Consider the following 20,377-nt stretch of genomic DNA (forward strand, 5'->3'; position numbering starts at 1 on the left):
AGTACTTTGAAACGAAAACATATTATGAAATATAAAATCACAATTATACTAGTCTCTTTGCTTTTTCTTTCCTGTAAAGGGCAACAAAAAAATGACAATACTGATGGTAAGAAATCGGTAACTATAGTTGTGAACAATTTACCAAACGATCACGATTACACAAAAGACATCTATATTTCTGGTGATTTTGAAGGTTGGTCAGGCGGAAGACCTGAATTAAAACTAGAACTCAACGATAAAATGTACAGTATTACATTGCCTAATCATAGAGAAAAAATACTTTACAAATTCACGCTTGGAACTTGGGAAACTGTCGAACTTGACAAGCAACATCAAAATGTTGAAAATAGAACCTATTCTTTCAAAGAAATTGCCGAAACAATCAATATTTCTATCGGTGCTTGGTCAGATGGAAGCGCAAACAAAACTACTACTACCAAACAACCAAACGTAGAAATATTTGCAGAAGCATTTGAAATTCCACAACTCAATCGTACACGAAATATCCTAGTGTATTTGCCTCCAAACTATGCAAATTCAAGCAAATCATATCCTGTATTGTATATGCATGATGGACAAAATATATTTGACAAAGCAACATCCTATTCAGGTGAATGGGAAGCTGATGAAACTATGAACAGGTTACATCAAATAAATGGTTTAGATGTCATTGTCGTTGCTATTGACAATAGTGAAAAGCGCATGCAAGAATACACACCTTGGAAACATGAAAAATATGGTGAACCTGAAGGAAAACAATATGTAGACTTCATTGCAAAAACGCTAAAACCAGCTATTGATGCAAAGTATAGAACAAAATCAGATGCCAAAAATACAGGAATCATGGGAAGTTCTATGGGCGGACTCATCTCACATTATGCCGTTTTTGAATATCCAAACGTATTTGGAAAAGCAGGTATCTTTTCACCTTCATTTTGGTTTTCGGACAAAATTATTCCGTTTACAAAGAACAATCTGACGAAAGCCAAAAATTCTAAACTCTATTACTTAATGGGCGGGAAAGAAGGCGAAAATATGATGGAAAATTTAGAAAACGTTGTAAGCACGATAAAAACAAACAATTTTCCAAAAGACAATTTTTATGTGCAAATTACGCCAAGTGGAACGCATAGTGAAGCATTTTGGCGAAGCGAATTCAAAAAAGCAATGCTTTGGTTATTCGCCGAACATGTAACGATTAAAACAAATGATAAAAATCCAGTTTCTAAAGAAGTGAAAACTGTAAAATTAGCAAGTGGAAAACTGATGCGTGTTTTAGACTTTCCATCAAATTATATTCGCCCACGAAATGTAGATGTTTGGTTGCCTGAAAACTATTCGGCAGACAAAAAATATAGCGTGTTATACATGCACGATGGACAAATGTTATACGATGCTTCTACCACTTGGAACAAGCAAGAATGGCAAGTTGACGAAGTTGCTTCTAAGTTAATGAAGGAAGGAAAAGTGAAGGATTTTATTGTAGTTTCTCCTTGGAATATTTCTGAAATTCGTTGGCAAGATTATTTTCCTGAAAAAGCATTTGGCTATTTAAATGATGACACAAAAAAGGCACTTTTGACACAAGCAAAAAAGAACAATTTTGAGTTTGTATTTAGCGCTGATAATTATTTAAAATTCCTTACGAAAGAATTGAAACCGTATATTGATAAAACCTATTCCGTTAAAACCGATCGCGAACATACACATGTGGCAGGATCTAGCATGGGCGGATTGATTTCGATGTACGCTATGTGCGAATATCCAGAAATATTTGGTGCTGCGGCTTGTATTTCAACACATTGGGTTGGTATTATGCCAACGGAAGACAATCCGATTCCTGATGCTTTTTTTGCATATATGGGCGAGCATGTTCCATCACCAAAAACACATAAATTCTATTTTGATTATGGAACTGAAACCTTAGATCAATATTATCCGAAATACGCCAAAACTGTAGATTATATCTTTAAACAAAAAGGATATACAGACGAAAATTATAAAAACTTAAAGTTTGAAGGTGCAGATCATTCTGAGAATTCTTGGCAAAAACGATTGCATATTCCCTTTACATTTTTATTAAAAAATTAATAGATGAAATTATTTAAAATACTACTTATATCATGTTTGTGTTGGCAATTTTCGCTGGCGCAGAATGATAATCGAAAGTTTGAAAAAGCTTCTTTCGACGGGAAATCTATATTGATAATTGATGTAAGTGACGGAACATATTTGCTACAAGTATATAACACGGAAATCATAGAAACAACCTTTATTCCAACAGGAGAAAAAGCGAAAAATGATTCACATGCCGTTGTAATGAAATCCAAGTTTCCTACTATTAGTTTTTGGGAAGGAAAACAAGAAGTTTTACTCGAAACTGAGGGAATTTCGGCAACAATTACATTAAATCCATTCCAAATTTTATATAGTTACAAAGGAAAACCGATCATTTCTGAGAAAAACGGCTATCAAAAAGTTGAAGATGGCGAAGCAATTCAGTTCAATCTTACACAAGATGAAACTCTTATGGGCGGCGGCGCGAGAGCTTTGGGAATGAATCGCCGTGGAAATCGCTTGAAACTTTATAATAGAGCACATTACGGATATGAAACGCGTTCGGAATTGATGAACTTTACTTTACCAATTGTGCTGTCTTCTAATAAATACATGATTCATTTTGACAATGCGCCAATTGGTTATTTGGATTTAGATAGTAAAAAAGATAATACACTTACCTACGAAACTATTTCTGGACGTAAAGTGTATCAAGTCATTGCTGGTGATTCTTGGGTTGATATTATTAATAACTATACAGATTTGACAGGCAAACAACCGCTGCCACCACGTTGGGCATTTGGAAACTTTTCAAGTCGATTTGGTTATCACTCACAAGCAGAAACTGAAGCAACTATCAAAGCATTTAAAGATGAAAATATTCCGGTTGATGCTGTCATTTTAGATTTGTATTGGTTTGGAAAAGATATCAAAGGAACGATGGGGAATTTGAAAGTATACAAAGACTCATTTCCTGATGCGAAGCAGATGATCAAAGATTTTAATGATCAAGGTGTGAAAACTGTTTTTATTACAGAACCGTTTGTATTGACAACTTCTAAACGTTGGTATGAAGCTTCAAACTTAGGAATCTTAGCAAAAGATTCTGTGGGAAATCCGTTTAAATTCGATTTCTATTTTGGTAATACTGGTTTGATTGATATTTACAATCCGAAAGGAGAAAAGTGGTTTTGGGGAATTTATAAAGAACTCGCTGAAATGGGCGTTGCAGGCGTTTGGGGCGATTTGGGAGAACCAGAAGTGCATCCAGAAAAACTACTGCATCACACAGGAACTGCAAACGAAAAACATAATATTTACGGACACGATTGGGCACGATTGATTTATGAAGGGTACACTAAAGATTTCCCAAATACACGACCTTTTATTTTGATGCGAGCAGGTTATTCGGGTTCGCAACGTTTTGGATTGATTCCTTGGTCTGGTGACGTGAATAGAACTTGGGGTGGATTGCAATCGCAAACAGAAATTGCTTTACAAATGGGAATGCAAGGTTTGGGTTATATGCACTCTGATTTAGGTGGTTTTGCTGGCGCGAATTTAAACGACAATTTATATATCCGCTGGTTACAATACGGTGTTTTTCAACCAATTTACAGACCACATGCGCAAGAAGAAGTTGCTAGTGAACCTGTATTTAGATCGCCAAGAGCGAAAAAACTAGCCAAACAAGCAATTGAATTACGTTATAAATTATTGCCTTATAATTATACTATTGCCTTTGAAAATAACCAAAAAGGAACGCCATTAATGCGTCCATTATTTTTTGAAGAAACTGACAATAAAGATTTATATACAAACTCAGAAACCTATTTATGGGGAAATGATTTCTTAGTGACTCCAATTGTAAAAGATAGCGTGAATACAAAAGAAATATACTTTCCAAAAGGCACAAATTGGTATAATTTTTATACAGATGAAAAAGTTGCTGGCGGACAAACCAACGTAGTTTCAACGAAAGAAAATTCAATTCCTACGTATGTTCGTAGCGGTGCATTTATTCCGATGGCAAAGCCGATGCAAACGACTGCAAATTACAATCAGAATGCATTTGATGTGCATTATTATCATGATGTAAACATCAGTAAAAGTAAACGAATGCTTTATACTGATAATGGATTACTTTCAAATGCTTATGAAAAAAAGCAGTATGAATTATTAGAATTTGAAAGTGAATTTAAGAAGAGTCGATTAGAGATTGATTTAGAAGCAGAAACTGGTTCTAATTTTTCAACAAGCATAAAAGAAATTACATTCACGATACATAGCATTGATAAAAAACCGCGGAAAGTAAAATTTTGCGGAAAGCGTGTACAATTTGACTGGAATCAACAACAACAGATAGTTACATTCTCCATTATATGGAACACCAAAAAAGAACGAAAAATTAGTATTAAACTATAAATTGAATCAATTTAAACATCATTTATAAACATATATAAAATGAAAAAATTAACTATATTTTTAATCACGATGCTTTTATTTTTCTCGTGTAAAACAGAAAAAAAGGAAGTTGAAAAAGCACCAAAAACGGAAAGAAAGGCAATTGCAGCAGTTTCCGATGACATGATGGAAAATGCTGTTATTTATGAAGCAAATATTCGTCAATATTCAAAAGAAGGTTCTTTTGATGCTTTCACAAAAGATATTCCTCAGTTAAAGAAATTAGGTGTAAAAGTCATTTGGTTAATGCCTGTTTTTCCAATTTCTGAAACCAAACGTAAAGCAACAGGTGGCGATTTTGCAAGTAAAATTAAAGATCCTGAAGAGCGTAAAAAGCATTTAGGAAGTTATTACGCAGTTTCAGATTTTACAAAGATTAACCCTGAGTTTGGAACGATTGAAGATTTTAGAGAATTAGTTAAAGTTGCGCATGACAATGATATATATGTGATTTTGGATTGGGTTCCAAATCATACAGGTTGGGATCATACTTGGTTGAAAACAAATCCGGAATTCTACACAAAAAATGCTAAAGGCGAAATTACAGATCCATTAAACGAAGACGGAATCCCGGTTGGTTGGGCAGATGTTGCTGATTTAAATTATGATAATAAAGAACTTCGCAAAGCAATGGTGAAAGACATGAACTATTGGTTAGAAAAAGAAGGCGTTGATGGTTTCCGTTGTGATGTTGCAGGTTCAGTTCCAACTGATTTTTGGCAAGAAGCTATTCCACAGTTACGTGCTACAAAAGATATTTTTATGCTAGCAGAAGCTTGGGAACCTGAACTATTAAAAGGCAACTTATTTGACATGGCATATGGATGGGATACACATCACCGTATGAATCATATTGCACAAGGAAAAGAAACCGTTGCAGATTGGGACAAACGCATGCAGCAAATTGATTCGTTATATGAAAATGATGATATTTTGATGAATTTTGTGACCAATCATGATGAGAATTCTTGGAATGGAACTATTGAAGAACGCATGGGCAAAGGCGGAGAAGCATTTACCGCATTAATTTATACAGCGCCAGGAATGCCATTGATTTATTCTGGGCAAGAGTATGATATGAAGCATCGTTTGAAGTTTTTTGAAAAAGATGAAATTCCAAAAACGAAAGGAAATATGTGGCTTGTTTTAGAAAAACTTGGAGACTTAAAGAATAAACATATTGCGTTACACGGCGGAAAAAATGCAGCTTCGTACACAAAACTTACCACAAGTAAAGCAGACAACGTTTTAGCATTTAAGCGTGAGAAAGATGGAAAAGCAGTTTATTATATCGGAAACCTTTCCAAAGATGCTGTAATTACTAAAATTGATCTTGCAGGAAGTTTTACAAACTATATGAATTATGACATTGTGATGTTTAGAGAAGGTCAAGATGTAGCGTTACAACCTTGGCAGTATTTGATTTTGATTGGTGAGTAATGTTTATTTGATATGAGTTTTTAAGTATTCAAAAAACAATTCTCGATACATTTTTCATCAAAAATACTCGAATTGACGTTTTCTGAATGTTTGATGCTCTAGTGAAACAAAGTTTCTAAAATAATTTAGCAGATTAAACGACACTTTTGAAGGCGCTTTAGTAAGCTTTTCAAAAGCTAATTTCATTAATCAAAAAGAGCCTCCTTGCGGAAGCTCTTTTTTTTTACCAAAATTGGTTATTATTATTTGGGGTCTTAGGGTAATAAGGGAAATAATTTATAACCAATAAATTACTTTAACCATGAAAAAAAGTTAAGTCCAAATATACTATTCTCAACGATATAAAACCCTATATATTAGACAACAACTATCAATCCTTCGACGAATGAATACTTTTTGTAGATGAATGCCTTATAAATTGACGAAGTTATGTCAAGCCTCTTTGTTTTGTTAGTCTTAGACTACAAAAAACAACATTATTTTGTGACATTTTTGACAGTGTTTTTTGCGTTAATTTGCTTTTTTATGAAAAATAAAACCGAATTTCATACTACTAAACGGTTGTTTATCTAGGGTATATTGCATGAAATAATGCTTGAATAAGGTGTTATGAAAGCATACATGAAGGTATAAAATGATCCATTTTATGAGTATCTTTGTACTGCCTATACTAGGAATAGAATTATACGTTTATGGAAGATAAAAATATACAAATAGCAACAATTGGTGGCGGATGTTTTTGGTGCACAGAGGCCGTTTTTCAAGAAGTGAAAGGTATAGAAACTGTAGTTTCTGGTTATACAGGTGGAACAGCGCCTGGAAGACCAACATATCGTGAAATTTGTTCTGGTCTTACGGGACATGCCGAAGTGATTCAATTGATGTTTGATGCAGATATTGTTTCGTTTGAAGAAATTCTGATTATGTTTATGGCAACACACGATCCTACAACCTTAAATCGTCAAGGAGCTGATGTAGGAACACAATATCGATCTTCTATATTTTATCATACCGAACAACAACGTGCATCAGCAGAAACTGTCCTAAAGCAAATGGCTGATTATTACGATGAGCCTATTGTTACTGAAGTTACGGCGTTGGAAATTTTTTATGAAGCTGAAGCGGAACACCAAGATTATTATAGATCAAATCCACGACAAGGCTATTGTAGTTATGTAATTACACCTAAATTAACGAAGTTGAGAAAGTTGTTTGCTGATAAATTGAAGTGATTGTTTAGTGCTTCTTGTTTAGATTATGCGTAAAAAGTAAATTTTATACTTCTAATTTTCATTTTCTTTGCTTTCCCAAAGAATACTGTTTTAATTAAAGAAATACCTTTTCATTCATTATTTCTTATGACCGCCGCACTGATAAGCATTTAACATTTTAGAATTCCATTACTCCAAAAAGAAAGCTCTTTCCATTGGTGTTAACAATCGACATTGATCTACTTTTCCCATAATTTTATATCTATATTTTGCGATGATGTCATAAAAAATATTACTTATAAATGATGGAATTATAGTAAAATAACTTCCAAATCGATACGAACTTTCTACATGTTTTAGAATATTTAAGAAAGCTTTTGCTTTTTGGTAAACGATTCCTTTTTCTATTAGAATGATGGTATCTAAATTAATTTTGAGTCCAAATTTAGCCATGGTTTGTTGTCCTGTTTCTGATTGAAACGATACAAATCGTAGTCTTTTTGATGGTTTTTGATCTAAGATAAATTGAATCGAAGCATCACAAAATCCACAAACACCATCGTAAATTACAATGTGGTGATCTTCGATTAATTCATCTATTTTTTTAGTAGTCATAACTTAATTTTTTTAAGAAATATGACCCTGAGAATAATCCTATGGTTACTACTGCCATGATTCCGGTGTAACTGAATGATGTATGAACTGCACCAAAGTAATCTGTTACTGAAACCAAGTTGATGTTACTGTAGATGAGGAAGAAAAACACAATTTCAAATAGTTTTTTCGACTTTGTTAGTGTTCCAAAAAATACAGATAGTAAGATGATAAATATCGCGCCAAGTATAATATTTAGTAAAGTATGAAAATCTAATTCTACCATGTATCTAACCAATAATGGCGTTGCAATAAATAATGCAATACATACACCTGCAATGATTCTTGAGATAAATAATCGTTGTACAGGTTGGTACGATGATGCTGTAAAATAGTGTGTTCTAAATGCGATGTCTTTTGTTACTAAATCTGACCATACACCTACTTGTAAAAACCATAGTAATGGCAATATGTAGTGATGCGCAAATGATAGTGGCACAAAGACCATTACTAACATGAGACAGGATGATATTCCCCAAAGCCATTTTGGACTTTTGCGAACTAACATTAGTATTTCGGCACCAATTAATGGTGATAATTGCGATGAAAATTCAGGAATTGAAGTGATGTTTCCTAATTGAAAATTAGCACTTCGATTATTGAGTTTTTCTTCAGGATTTGTGTGTGTTGTTAATTTTTCTTTGATGTTGAATCTATGAAAGAAAAATGAAGCTATATATGCTAATACAAATGCAAATGCTATCCAAAATAAACGACTGTATATGTATGATTGTGTATATGAGATACTTTCTATAGTTACAATTTTATCTATATTTCTACCGCCAGATATAAATCCGATTGTTAATTTTGTTTCTTGTCCAATATGTGTTGCCTGAATTTGATTACTTACTATTGATGTAGGATATTGAATTCCAAAAACATCTCTCATGTTACTTCCTTCTGAAGAAGAGGCAAACAATATAAAAAAGAAGCTTGCTAAAAATATTCCATATTGCAGCAATACTTTTTTAGGCAATATAATTTCAAGTAGTAATGAAATACTAGAAACTACAAATAACGAAGGAATTGTGATGATTGCATACGGAAGTATATAATCTAAAAGTTGAAAATTGTGTCCATTCCCATACAGAAAAAATAATGCAACACTTACCAGAAAGACAACAATTAATATTGAAAATAATATTAAAAAATTGCTTACTAGCTTTGTAAAAATGTAAGTTGCATTTGACACTTGTGTAGTTCCAATAATATGTCCAATTCGGGTTTCAATATCTCTTCGAATGCTTCCATTAATAAGAAAAAAACCAACGAGTGATAGCATTGCACTTGACATGATTGCCGTTACAAAGCCAATCCAAGCACTGTTGTAATCTCCTGTAAATGAACCCAAACGAACGGTTGTGTATGCTGCTTCTGGTGAAGGCACAATGCTAAATGCAATGTATACACTTAATGCTACAGTAATTAGAAACGAATAACTTCGTATGTACTGTAAATAATTTCCTTTGATGATATTTTTGAATTGAAACATGATAGTAATGGTATTAATTTTTAGTTAAATAGATATACGCATCTTCTAAAGTTGCTGTCACATTTTCTGCACCAACATTAGGGTTTTCAGAGATATAACGCACTCTAAAATTATCTTTCGCTCTATATGAACTTACGACTGTGTGATAGTTTTTAAAGTTGTTGATGTTTGATTTGCTCACTGTCGTTTCATACACTTTTCCTTCGGCTAGTTGTATGATGTCTTCTTGCGAATCTTTTACAATTAATTCTCCTTGTTTCATGATGGCAACCTCATCAGCAATTGTTTCAATGTCTGATACAATATGTGATGATAAGATGATGATTCTGTCATTTGCCAAGTCTGAAATTAAATCTCTAAATCGCAAACGTTCTTCAGGATCGAGTCCAACTGTTGGTTCATCAAAAATGATCACTTTTGGATCGTTTAGTAATGCTTGCGCAATTCCGATTCGCTGAATCATTCCTCCTGAATACGTCCCTAGTTGATTGTTTGCTGATTCTATGAGATTTACTTCCATTAATAATTTTTCTATTCTTTCATACAATCCTTTCCCACCAACACCTTTCATTGCTGCCATATACGACAGAAATTCAAAGGCATTTAGGTTAGGATACACGCCAAAATCTTGTGGAAGATATCCTAACATCTTACGAATGTAGTTTGGTGATTTTAGGATATCATTTCCATTAAGAGTAATACTTCCTTTGGTTGGTTTACTGATGGAAGAAATCATTTTGATAAGTGTTGATTTCCCAGCTCCATTTGGGCCTAATAAACCTAAGATTCCAGAAGATACATTGATTGAATAGTCACTCAATCCTAACTTTTTTGAGCCGTACTTTTTTGTTAAATTACTGATAGCTAATTCCATGTTGTTTGTATTAAAGTGAGTATTCTATTTTTTTGATCGACTATTTTTTATTTTCCTTTTAAAATCATTCGTTGAAAGTTTTCCTTTTTAGCAAATACTTCTGCTAATGAAATTGCTTTCTTTGAGCTGATTTTCTTTTTTACTTCTGTTAGTTTCTTTTCAAAAGCTTCTTTACTTTCATAAGCAATTGTTGTTGCGCTTACTGACTCAAAGTAGTTATCAGATTCTAATACCAACCCTGGTAATCCGTAAAACACATATGGACCAGCACTTACAGGAATCTCTGGAGAGAACCAAACATATACTTTTGGATTTCCTTCTAAGTGTGCTTTTTTACACTGATATCCGTTAATTTGTTTTTGCTCATCTGTGATGTTCCATTTTAATTCACTTACTTTTCCTTTGAAATTGATCTTTTTTCCCATAAAGATTTCTTTTCCGTGTAAATTTCCTTCTGCATTTTTATACGTGTAATATGTATATCCTGTAGTTCCTAAGCTTTCTACTTCGCTAATTGAATCTACTACAAATACAGATTCTTTTGTTTTTAAGTTTAAGTAGAAACTACTGTGAATTTTATATGCTTCCATTTTTTCTAAGATTGATGAAAATTCACCAGGATCTTGCACTTGCTTTTTTAACATTCCTATTAGGAAATCAGATACGCATCCTGTTGTATAGTTTACTTTTAAGATATTTTTGTCTTTCGTTTGTGCGTTAACATTCATTGTGATACTTACGAAAAAGATTGCTACTAAAATTTTAATTGTTTTCATGATATTGAGTTTTTATATGGTTTTTGTTATAATTTGAATTTAATTCCGAAAATGATATAATTTAATGATTGGTTATTTACGATAGTATTAGTTATACCGTTGCTTATGATAAATTGAGAATTGTATGCATCGTTCTCAAAGAATGATAATAATTCTCCAATATGTCTGGCTTCAACACTGAAGACCATTTTATTTTTTGTATACGAAAGTCCTAGGTTTAAGTTCTTTCTTGAATAGGTGACATCGTTAATATGGTTGTTGTCATATAAAAATGTAATGTTCCCTTTCCATTGTTTATTTTTTAGTAATACGGCGAAACTATTTCTGTTGTAAACAGCATCGTATGTTGTATTTTGAATTTCATCACTGCTAAAAGATACTTTTGATGACAAGCTAAAGTTTACAAAGTTGTCTGTAATGGTTTCTACACGAAGTTCAGGTGTAATTGTTTTTGTAACAACATCTACTTCTTGTTGTGCAATAACTACTGGGTAATCTACTTGGTTATACGTTGCAGAAATATCTACTTTTGTTGGATACTTTAGCGGAAACATTGTTTTAGAATAAAATGCGCTTAGTCTTATATCTGTTGCTTTCTCTGCGATAAAGAAGTCAAACTCAGAAATTCCATTCTGCTGTGCTACAAAGTTTCTTCTTACCACATCTTTTTGATTTTTGTATGTAGCAGATATTGAGAATATTTCTCCATCAAACAAGTTGTTATAATCATAACTTGCGCTGAAGTTGTTTGCTGTATTAAATCCTAAGGCAAATAGGTTTGTTCCGTTCCAAATACTATTATATGGTTGAATACTGTTGATTCCGAAAACAATGTCATTAAATGTTCTTGTTCTTGAATAACTAACCGCATAACGATTTAATCTGTCTTCATAGTTAACCCAAAGATTTGCAGGAATAAATACTGTTGATTTTTCAATGTTGGTTACTGTTAAGTTATTTGTGAATGAATTTGCTCCGACTGCAACTTCATATTCAAGTCCTTTTACGAGACCTTCACCAGTTATTTCTAAGTTTACTAAGTAATTGTCTTGTGTTCTTTTGATCAACATTGTATTGTTCAAGTTTCTGTCTTTGATCTCTTCATTTTCTTTGTAATATGACGCTGTCAATAACGAGATGAATGATTTTGAAGCTTTATATTTTAAGCCAACACTTCCCATTGCTTGATTTTTATCAAATCTGTAACGTTGTGTTGCATCTGTGAAAATGCTATTGTTTTCTGTAATTGTGTAATCGTTCAATAACTTTGTTCCTTCATGATAGTAAGAAGCTTTCGTTTCTAAAATCAGGTTCTTTTGTAATTTGCTTTTTACTGATAGCAAGTGAAACGAAGAAAAGATGTTATTTCTGTTGTTTGAAAACGTAGTGTTTATTCCGTTTGGAGTTCCATTGTCAAACAATTCATTTTGAATGCTACTATTGTTTTTATTGTTTGTATAGTTTGTATTGATGTTATAGGTAGCAATTGTTTTGTTCGATATTTTATAAGCAATAGACAAAGCTCCTAGAAATGATTGTGTTTTTGCTTGTGATTCATCAAGTGTATTTAATAAGGATATATTGTTTAATGTACTTGTATTTTGAACAACGCTTCCTATTCTATTTGGTGCAATGAAATAAAACAAACCTGATGTTTTTAAACGTTGTGTTTGATTGCGTAATGTTAAATTTGTGCTTGTAAAAAAATCTTTCTGTAAATTTTCATTCGTAGCAAATAATCCGCTTAGTACTTGTCCTTGGTATCTTGAAAAAGGTTGTCCTTTACTAAACAACTTCTTTACTTCATTAGAAGTGATGGTTGTTTTTCCAATATTATTTGTGTTATTGGTTAAGAATGCATTTAAGTTCCTGGAGAATAAAAACCCTTTTGCTTTAAATTCATATTTATCTTGATATCCTGCTTTTAATTCAAGTGAACCGTTTAAAATGTTTTGCGATTCATTTTTTGTATCAATATTTAAAACACTTTCTTCTTTTTCATCAAAATCTAAAGAAAAATCATTGTTATAATTATTGATTACACTAATTCCATCAATAATACTCTTCTCAATACTTTCTAAAGCAATGCTGTTTTGATTTTCAAATGAAGGTTTTTTATTCACTAAGATTTTATCAATGTTTTTTCCTTTGTAAATAATTGTTCCGTCCTCACTTAATCTGAAGTTTGGAATTTTCTTTAAGATATCTTTTAAATTATCATCTTCATATAATTTAAGTTTATCCAAGTCTAATCGAACAGTATCTTTTAGTTGATTACTTGAAATAATAATAACTTCATCTAAAGAAGCCGTATTTTCTTCTAAAACCACATCAATAATGATTGGAGATTTTGTTAAGTCATTTGCTGTAATCGTTCTTTTTTGTTTTAAGTACGATATATGAGTTATTTCTAATACGTAGTTTTCTTTAACATCTCCTTCTAATGTGTATGCTCCAAATTCATTCGTTACAGTATATGTTACAATGCTTTTAGCAGTATCATAGAGCACAACAGCAACACCATCTATTGGCAAGTTTTGCGTATCCGTCACTTTTCCTTGGATACTCTTGGATTGTGCTAGGCACAATCCTGAGAGCATCGTGAGAAATAAGAGGGCAATATTTTTGATTTTTATTGGTAACATTTTTGTTTTACTTTTTATTGTGATTAACAATGTTATGTTCTATACTACTTACATTGCATTACTATGTATATGGGTAAAAAAAAGCTAATCTTCTTTTTTCTTTCGCGTCAATTTTAAGACTAATGTGATGATAATATAAAAGGTCAATGCGCTAAAAAACATTACTGGAATAAACCAGTTTCCTAATACTTCAGTAACCGTTTCTGTTGTTTGAAATCTTCCTAAGGCCATAAATTTTCCATCTTGTAGAAACAATCCTGTATCTTCTGGATGTAGAATTTTAAAAACCATTAAGATTCCAAAACTAAATAGACATATATATAAGAATGCAAAAACTGAGTATACAATTCCACTCTTAATGTTCAGGAATATTGCCTGAAAAATATGCATTGGGTTAAATGTTTGTGTAGCTTGTTTTAATTTTTTCTCTGCTACTAAAGGTTTTAGTACTTCTTCTGGATCTCCTAAACCTTGTGTTATTCTAAGTAGTTTTTCTACTTCTCCATCTTCTGTTCCATTTTGTAAGCCTTCGTATATGTGGCTATTGAATTCCATCAACACATCTTCTTTATCACTTTTAGCCAATACAGAAATTGTTCTACGAATTCTTCTGAAGTAACTATCGTATATTTTTTGTGCTGATTTATCTGTGAATTCAATGTTTTTCATCTGTTTATTTTTTTTGCTTGATGAATTTGAAAATAATGAAAAATTATTATTCGTTTCATTTTAGTAATTTTTGAATTGATGTTTCCAAATTTTGCCAGTATACACGCATTTCTGTTAATGTTGCTTCACCTATTTCAGTGAGCTGATAATATTTTCTTGGAATTCCTGATTCTTGTTCCACCCATTTTGAAGTTACCAATCCTTCTTTCTTTAAACGATTCATTAAAGGATATAAAGTGCCTTCTGCTATTTCTATGGTAGTGAACTTTCGAACTTGTTCCATTAATTCATATCCGTAAAACTCATTGCCTTTTAAGATATTTAATAAAATAAATGCTAAGGTTCCTTTTTTAACCTGTGACTGCCATTTTTGAACAAATTCAGAATTCATGCTTCAAAGATAAACAAAATACATAGCTATACAATGTACTTTGTTAATTATTTTAAACTTTTTGAGTTTTCAATATAAATCTTGACGTTTTTACACTGTTAATCAGTGATTTAAAATCAAAATAATGTCCGAAAGCAATAATATTAAGAATAATCATTATTCCTGCAAAAGTGAATAATCCCATAAGTACTGCAATTGATAAGTGTAAAGAAATAATAAGTAATACAGTTAATTTTCTAACTTTAGGAATAAATACAATTACTGGATGTAATAATTCTACAAGAATTGACACTGACAATATTTTATAAACAATAGGATAATCTACAAGTGGTAAAATTGAATTTATAGCTTCTGGTGCATATGAATTTAATACGAGCCATATTGCGTTTCCATCAAACCAATCTGTTCCTAAAATTTTACCAAATCCAGCAAAGAAGTATACAACACACAAGTGAAATTGTACAAAACGAATGATGAATGAATAGAATACCTTAATTTCTCCTTTTTCAAATAATTTAGAAATACTTATACATACATTAATAAATAAAGCAAATGAAATAAAGTAATCTGCTCCGTATGAAAACATATAACTAGAGTTTACCATCATAAGGTGTATAATCCACACTAAAATACTAAACAAGAGTCTACTGTAGTTTAGTATTACAGCAAATAGTGATACCAAGTACATTGCAAAAACAATTAGTAATGAAAAATCTTGAGAAATTCCTATACTATTTAATGGTTTTGTAAACCATTCTAAAACTGGCTGATACCATGATAAAAAACTATTGTTTATATCTGCTTGTATAAGTCCATTCTGTCCATATATTTCATACATGTCTGGCGCAATAATTAGAAGATTTACAATACAGAAAATCGCAATAATTTTAATAACTGCATCTCTATTTACAAAACCTGTCTGTTGAAATAAAAATTTATCTATAGCTGAATGTATCATGAGTTTGCGGTATTAGGTTCTTTTCTTTCTACTGTGAAACCAAAGAAGATATCTTCTTGTACGTGTTGTTCTTTTACTGTTTCTGATTCTAAATTTTCAAAATGAGATAATTTCAGATATACTTTTATACTTGTGACATCTGGATTGTATGTAAATAGCCATTTAGTTATAGATTTCAAAATACGATCTCTTAGTTCATCGTTTCCTATGAGATACGACTCAAAAAGTGAATCGGCAGTAGTAAATTTTAATTTTGATTCTATCGAGTTGAATGGAATTACTAATTCCTTACCATTATTATCTACAAATTGTAATTCAATAGATGATCTTGATACATTAGGAGAGAAAAAAGAATATCCTCTGTCTGCTCCTACATATGTTGAATATGCTCGGACAAAATTTACTACATTATCTGATGGAGATACTTTTTCAATATTATTTGCTACTTGTTTTCCAAATCCATTTAACCTTTCTACATAATCAGGATGAGAAAAAACTTTATATCCCGAAAAATTTATTACTAGAAGTGTAAATATATGTAGAACCAAAAATGAAAATAATACTATTTTTAAAGCTTTCATATCGTAACATTTATAAGTAAGTTCGTTTTCTTCTGATATACTTTTATTAATTGAATAAAAGTAATGAGTGACATTTTATAGCTCTGAATCAATATTTCTTATAATCCTTACTATAAATAATTGCTTCTATGCTTTTCTTTTTTTCGAAAAAAGGGATTTATTATCCCTTTTTTCAAAAAAAGCATTCTTAGTTGCTTGTTGCTGGTGAAGCTGGAGATGGAGATGCATCGCTGCTTGTTCCGTATACAAAGAAATCTCTTGTTACGATTGCCCAGTCAGCTTTTACTGCTACTTCTTCTAAGTTACCTACTTCAGTAATCTGTAAATCATCTACTGATACTGTTTGTGCATTTGAAGTTGAAATTGCAGATCCTGCAAATAATGCCATTACTGCTAATGCTCCTGTTAATTTTACTAATTTTTTCATAATATTAAAGTTTTAAAAGTTTTGGTTTCCTACTCTATTTAGGCTTTTCGGATTCCGCCTATGGATTAAAAAAATATTAATTGTTTGTTGCTGGTGAAGCTGGAGATGGAGATGCATCGCTGCTTGTTCCGTATACAAAGAAATCTCTTGTTACAATTGCCCAGTCAGCTTTTAATGCTACTTCTTCTAAGTTACCTACTTCAGTAATCTGTAAATCATCTACTGATACTGTTTGTGCATTTGAAGTTGAAATTGCAGATCCTGCGAAAAATGCTACTAATGCTAATGCTCCTGTTAATTTTACTAATTTTTTCATAATATTAAAGTTTTAAAAAGTTTTGATTTCCTACTCTGTTTATGGCTTTTCGGATTCCGCCTTTAATGATTGTTGCAACAAATCAACAGTGCTAAATAATGGCGTAATTTTCAGATTTTCAAATGGTTAGTTTTGGTATTTATAAATTCAAGCATGAGATTTATAAATATCATCTCGTTCATTTTTTTCTGAAGTCTTATGATTACTTGAATGACAGAAAAATGTTATTATTCCTTCAAAATTTGATATATTTATACAGTAATTAAGAGATAAAAGCTTATTTTTATCTTTAAACTATCAAAATTGCATTAATTAACCTACTTTTTAAGACGTATTGTACTGCAATAAAAGCACTTAAGGGTCTGTGTTTTGTCTCTAAAGAAATTTATTTGAAAAAAAGTGAAGATTATTTACCAAAATAAACCACATTTTGCAGGCTTCTTACTGTCTTTTTATAAGAATGCTTCAATTACACAACTAGTATGTCTAGTTATTTTTGGTGTTTTTGGTGTTTCAAATGGTTTTTCTCAGGAAAATGACTTCGATAAATTAAAATCTGACTACATTCCTTTGCCCAAAAATTCGGAACAAAAGCTAGAAGCTGCCAAATTGTTTCTTTCAACTGCAAAAAAAGACAATGATTTACTGAAAATTGTAGAAGGTTATGAACTATTCATCACACATTACAGTCATACTAAAACTGCTATTTCCTATTCGGATAGCATTATTTTACTAACTAAAAACGCAAAACTTGAGGGTTATCCAGCAAAAGGATACCTATTAAAAGGGACACAATTATATTATAATTCAAAGTATCGTGAAGCATTAGATAATTTTGCTATTGCAAATGACTTAGCTATTAACGCTAAGAATATTGCACAACAAATTTCTATCAAACATTATATCGGTTTATTAAAAAATGTAAGTGATGAGAAAAAAGAAGCACTGGCCATTTTTCAAGATAATTTAGATTTTATCACCAAAAACGATTACCAAAAGAAAGATCAACAACAATATTTAAAATCACTTTTCGCGCTAGCAGATTCGTATAATAAAAATAGAATTTTAGATTCTGCAGAAGTAGTACACCAACGTGGAATTACTGCCAGTTTAGATCATCCTGATAAATACTTGTATCCTTGGTTTTTGTTATCACACGGAATTACATCATTCTTTAAAGAAGACTATACAAAAGGAAAAGATAGCTTACTAAAAGCAGCTACTTTTTTCAAAACGAACGAAAAAGCATTGTCAACTACATACCTATATATATATAAGTGTTTAGAAAAACAGCATAAGAATAACGAATCGTTACAGTATTTATATAAGGTTGATTCTATTTATCAGCAACATCCTAAGGTTGTTTTCCAGGCGAGAGAAGCATACGAACTTTTAAATACTGCACATAAAATATCTAAAAATGATGCGGCACGTTTATCTGCCATTGAAAAATTATTAGCCGTTGATGATATTATTTCTACTGATTATCAAAATCTAGGAAAAGAGATTGTGACCAAGTATGAGACGCCTTTACTCATTTCTGAGAAAGAAGCATTATTGAGTAAAAAAGAGGAATTGATTACCAAACTGGAAGATTCTAATTTCTTATCTCAGAAAACAATTTTGGTACTTATTATTCTTTCGGTATTACTTTCTGGAGCCATTTTTTACTTTTTCCGTAGAAATGTGGTCTACAAAAAACGATTTGATACGCTCATGTTAGAATATGAGCAGAAGGAGAAAAACAAAAAAGAAGAAGTCATTAAAAAAGTTCCGACAATATCAAAAGCTGCTGTAGGCATTCCGCAAGAAATTATTGATGCTGTTTTAATAAAGCTTGATAAGTTTGAAAAGAATCATAAGTTTGCTAAGAAAAGTTATACACTTACCAAACTCGCAAAAGAGTTAGATACCAATAGTACTTACCTTTCAAAAATAATTAATATGACAAAAGGTATGAACTTCGCTAATTATATGAATGAAATCAGAATTGATTATGCTATTATACAATTAAAAGAAAATAAATTGTTTAGATCATACACTATTAAAGCTATTGCAATTGATGTTGGATTTAATAATGCACAATCATTTTCGGTTGCTTTTCATAAAAAAACAGGTATTCATCCGTCGTATTTCCTAAAACAACTTGAAAATCAAGGGTTGAAAGAAACAGCATAGTATTTCTATATTTATATAAATACATTTTAAAATTGTGTACTTTAGACTAAACAAAAGGTCATTACACCTTATCCTAAAAAAAACAATCTGAAAACAATAAAACTACTTCTTCTAATTATATTATTTTCCTTGACTGGTTGTAACTCAACAAAAAAGTTGATTTCACAAAGTGAAGTAAAACCTGCTGAGTTTTCTATAAAAAAACTCAATGGAACCTACAAAATAAAAGTTAAAGATTCAGAGAATATTAATCTTTGGGAAATTTTATACAGAAGTGAATCCTTTAAAAAAGAAACTGCTTATATCATAAACACAAAAGTTCGATTGAGTCTACTAAACGACAATCAGATGAAAGTTGAACTATTGGAAAATAACCAAACAATAAAAGAAATAGTCCTAAATGGTAAAATTAGGGACAACTACTTTGAAGTTGATAAAAATAAGTTTCTAATACCTATACCGTTTTTATATTTTTATGATTTTGCAAAAACGCTGATAGGAAATGATGATTTTGGAAACTTATTGGTTGTTCAAAATTATAAACGCAATGCCTGGATTTTATTTTTCGCTGCAAGTCATGGTGGAGTATCTAATTATACATCTGAGAAAATAAAAAAATAGAAAATGTCAAACGGTGCATTAAAATTCTTTTTTGAAGTTGAAAAAGATGAAATCCAACTTGTTGAAAAAAAGATAATTCATAACAAAAACTCTCGGAAAAATAAAATTAAGCTAAGTAGAGAAGCATATCATGAAACACTTCTTAAATGGTGCTTATTTGAATATTTACACCCGAAAACAAACAATCCTCTACATTCAACGTTTTTTCCGCTGCCTTCTTCTGAATCATTAAACAATGGTTTGTCTGGAGATTTAATATGCACATATCTCAATTCAAATGTAGTTTTTGATTTTCATCAACCTAAGAAAAATGATAAACTAAATATTTGGATGGAATACAAACATCCAAAAACAAATAGAGGAAGTAGGCCACATATTGGCAATTTTATTTCATTGATATTTATTAAAGAATGGAAAATGAATAGAAATTTTGATCATATTCATAATTCGTATAAAGAAATAAAACAAGGAAAACTTATGCTGATCGAAAACAAATTATGATAAAACATACGTAACCATATTTTCTTTTTTCACATCTGAACTTTCTAAAATTAGAAAAAGAAAACTATTTCAATTTTAAGTCAAAAAAACACTTAAAATCGACTTTTTACTTCGCATCAAAA

The 20,377-nt window shown here is 31.2% G+C and carries 18 protein-coding genes; 7 read left to right on the plus strand and 11 right to left on the minus strand.

Annotation, left to right across the window (positions count from 1 at the left end):
- The first annotated feature begins 24 nt into the window (after positions 1-24).
- The 4 genes from ACUUYC_RS05855 (at position 25) to msrA (ending at position 7,193) form a co-directional block, all read left to right on the plus strand.
- Complete coding sequence (locus ACUUYC_RS05855) at positions 25-2,091, plus strand: alpha/beta hydrolase (RefSeq protein ID WP_474264560.1); 2,067 nt, start codon at positions 25-27, stop codon at positions 2,089-2,091.
- Positions 2,092-2,094: 3 nt separating this feature from the next.
- Positions 2,095-4,482 carry a TIM-barrel domain-containing protein gene (locus tag ACUUYC_RS05860; RefSeq protein WP_474264561.1) on the plus strand — a complete coding sequence of 796 codons (2,388 nt, stop codon included), beginning with the start codon at positions 2,095-2,097 and terminating at the stop codon, positions 4,480-4,482.
- Between the two features lie 39 nt (positions 4,483-4,521).
- A complete protein-coding gene (locus ACUUYC_RS05865; protein WP_474264563.1) occupies positions 4,522-5,961 on the plus strand; it encodes an alpha-amylase family glycosyl hydrolase in 1,440 nt (479 codons plus the stop codon).
- Between the two features lie 692 nt (positions 5,962-6,653).
- Positions 6,654-7,193 (plus strand): peptide-methionine (S)-S-oxide reductase MsrA, encoded by a 540-nt coding sequence (gene msrA / locus ACUUYC_RS05870; RefSeq protein ID WP_474264565.1) that lies wholly within the window; start codon positions 6,654-6,656, stop codon positions 7,191-7,193.
- Between the two features lie 168 nt (positions 7,194-7,361).
- Here the strand turns inward: msrA and ACUUYC_RS05875 are convergent, their stop codons facing one another.
- The 11 genes from ACUUYC_RS05875 to ACUUYC_RS05925 all read right to left on the minus strand — a co-directional run bounded on the left by ACUUYC_RS05875 (position 7,362) and on the right by ACUUYC_RS05925 (position 16,955).
- On the minus strand, positions 7,362-7,787 hold the full coding sequence (locus ACUUYC_RS05875; protein ID WP_474264566.1) for a thiol-disulfide oxidoreductase DCC family protein: 426 nt from the start codon (positions 7,785-7,787) through the stop codon (positions 7,362-7,364).
- Complete coding sequence (locus ACUUYC_RS05880) at positions 7,777-9,318, minus strand: hypothetical protein (RefSeq protein WP_474264569.1); 1,542 nt, start codon at positions 9,316-9,318, stop codon at positions 7,777-7,779. Before ACUUYC_RS05880 ends, ACUUYC_RS05875 begins: the two co-directional genes overlap by 11 nt.
- Positions 9,319-9,331: 13 nt before the next feature.
- Positions 9,332-10,192: an ABC transporter ATP-binding protein gene (locus ACUUYC_RS05885; RefSeq protein WP_474264570.1), complete on the minus strand. Its 861-nt coding sequence runs from the start codon at positions 10,190-10,192 to the stop codon at positions 9,332-9,334.
- Between the two features lie 47 nt (positions 10,193-10,239).
- Positions 10,240-10,968 (minus strand): GLPGLI family protein, encoded by a 729-nt coding sequence (locus ACUUYC_RS05890; RefSeq protein WP_474264572.1) that lies wholly within the window; start codon positions 10,966-10,968, stop codon positions 10,240-10,242.
- Between the two features lie 26 nt (positions 10,969-10,994).
- Positions 10,995-13,613, minus strand: coding sequence for a carboxypeptidase-like regulatory domain-containing protein (locus ACUUYC_RS05895; protein WP_474264573.1), 2,619 nt, complete (start codon positions 13,611-13,613; stop codon positions 10,995-10,997).
- 84 nt (positions 13,614-13,697) lie between these two features.
- On the minus strand, positions 13,698-14,282 hold the full coding sequence (locus ACUUYC_RS05900) for an HAAS signaling domain-containing protein (protein ID WP_474264575.1): 585 nt from the start codon (positions 14,280-14,282) through the stop codon (positions 13,698-13,700).
- 55 nt (positions 14,283-14,337) lie between these two features.
- Positions 14,338-14,673 (minus strand): PadR family transcriptional regulator, encoded by a 336-nt coding sequence (locus ACUUYC_RS05905; protein WP_474264576.1) that lies wholly within the window; start codon positions 14,671-14,673, stop codon positions 14,338-14,340.
- A gap of 52 nt (positions 14,674-14,725) precedes the next feature.
- A complete protein-coding gene (locus tag ACUUYC_RS05910; RefSeq protein ID WP_474264577.1) occupies positions 14,726-15,631 on the minus strand; it encodes a hypothetical protein in 906 nt (301 codons plus the stop codon).
- Positions 15,628-16,212, minus strand: coding sequence for a hypothetical protein (locus ACUUYC_RS05915; RefSeq protein ID WP_474264578.1), 585 nt, complete (start codon positions 16,210-16,212; stop codon positions 15,628-15,630). Before ACUUYC_RS05915 ends, ACUUYC_RS05910 begins: the two co-directional genes overlap by 4 nt.
- A 187-nt stretch (positions 16,213-16,399) precedes the next feature.
- Positions 16,400-16,639: a hypothetical protein gene (locus tag ACUUYC_RS05920; protein ID WP_474264579.1), complete on the minus strand. Its 240-nt coding sequence runs from the start codon at positions 16,637-16,639 to the stop codon at positions 16,400-16,402.
- A gap of 76 nt (positions 16,640-16,715) precedes the next feature.
- Positions 16,716-16,955 carry a hypothetical protein gene (locus ACUUYC_RS05925; protein WP_474264580.1) on the minus strand — a complete coding sequence of 80 codons (240 nt, stop codon included), beginning with the start codon at positions 16,953-16,955 and terminating at the stop codon, positions 16,716-16,718.
- Positions 16,956-17,354: 399 nt separating this feature from the next.
- Here ACUUYC_RS05925 and ACUUYC_RS05930 point away from each other — a divergent pair, with 399 nt between their 5' ends.
- The 3 genes from ACUUYC_RS05930 (at position 17,355) to ACUUYC_RS05940 (ending at position 20,255) form a co-directional block, all read left to right on the plus strand.
- Positions 17,355-19,133, plus strand: coding sequence for a helix-turn-helix domain-containing protein (locus ACUUYC_RS05930; protein WP_474264581.1), 1,779 nt, complete (start codon positions 17,355-17,357; stop codon positions 19,131-19,133).
- Positions 19,134-19,289: 156 nt separating this feature from the next.
- Positions 19,290-19,754, plus strand: a complete 465-nt coding sequence (locus tag ACUUYC_RS05935) for a hypothetical protein (protein ID WP_474264582.1) — start codon at positions 19,290-19,292, stop codon at positions 19,752-19,754.
- A 3-nt stretch (positions 19,755-19,757) separates the two neighbouring features.
- The gene (locus tag ACUUYC_RS05940) at positions 19,758-20,255 is read left to right on the plus strand and encodes a hypothetical protein (RefSeq protein WP_474264583.1); all 498 of its coding nucleotides are present in this window, start codon (positions 19,758-19,760) and stop codon (positions 20,253-20,255) included.
- The last annotated feature ends 122 nt before the right edge of the window (positions 20,256-20,377 follow it).

This window comes from Kordia sp. E (assembly GCF_056033805.1).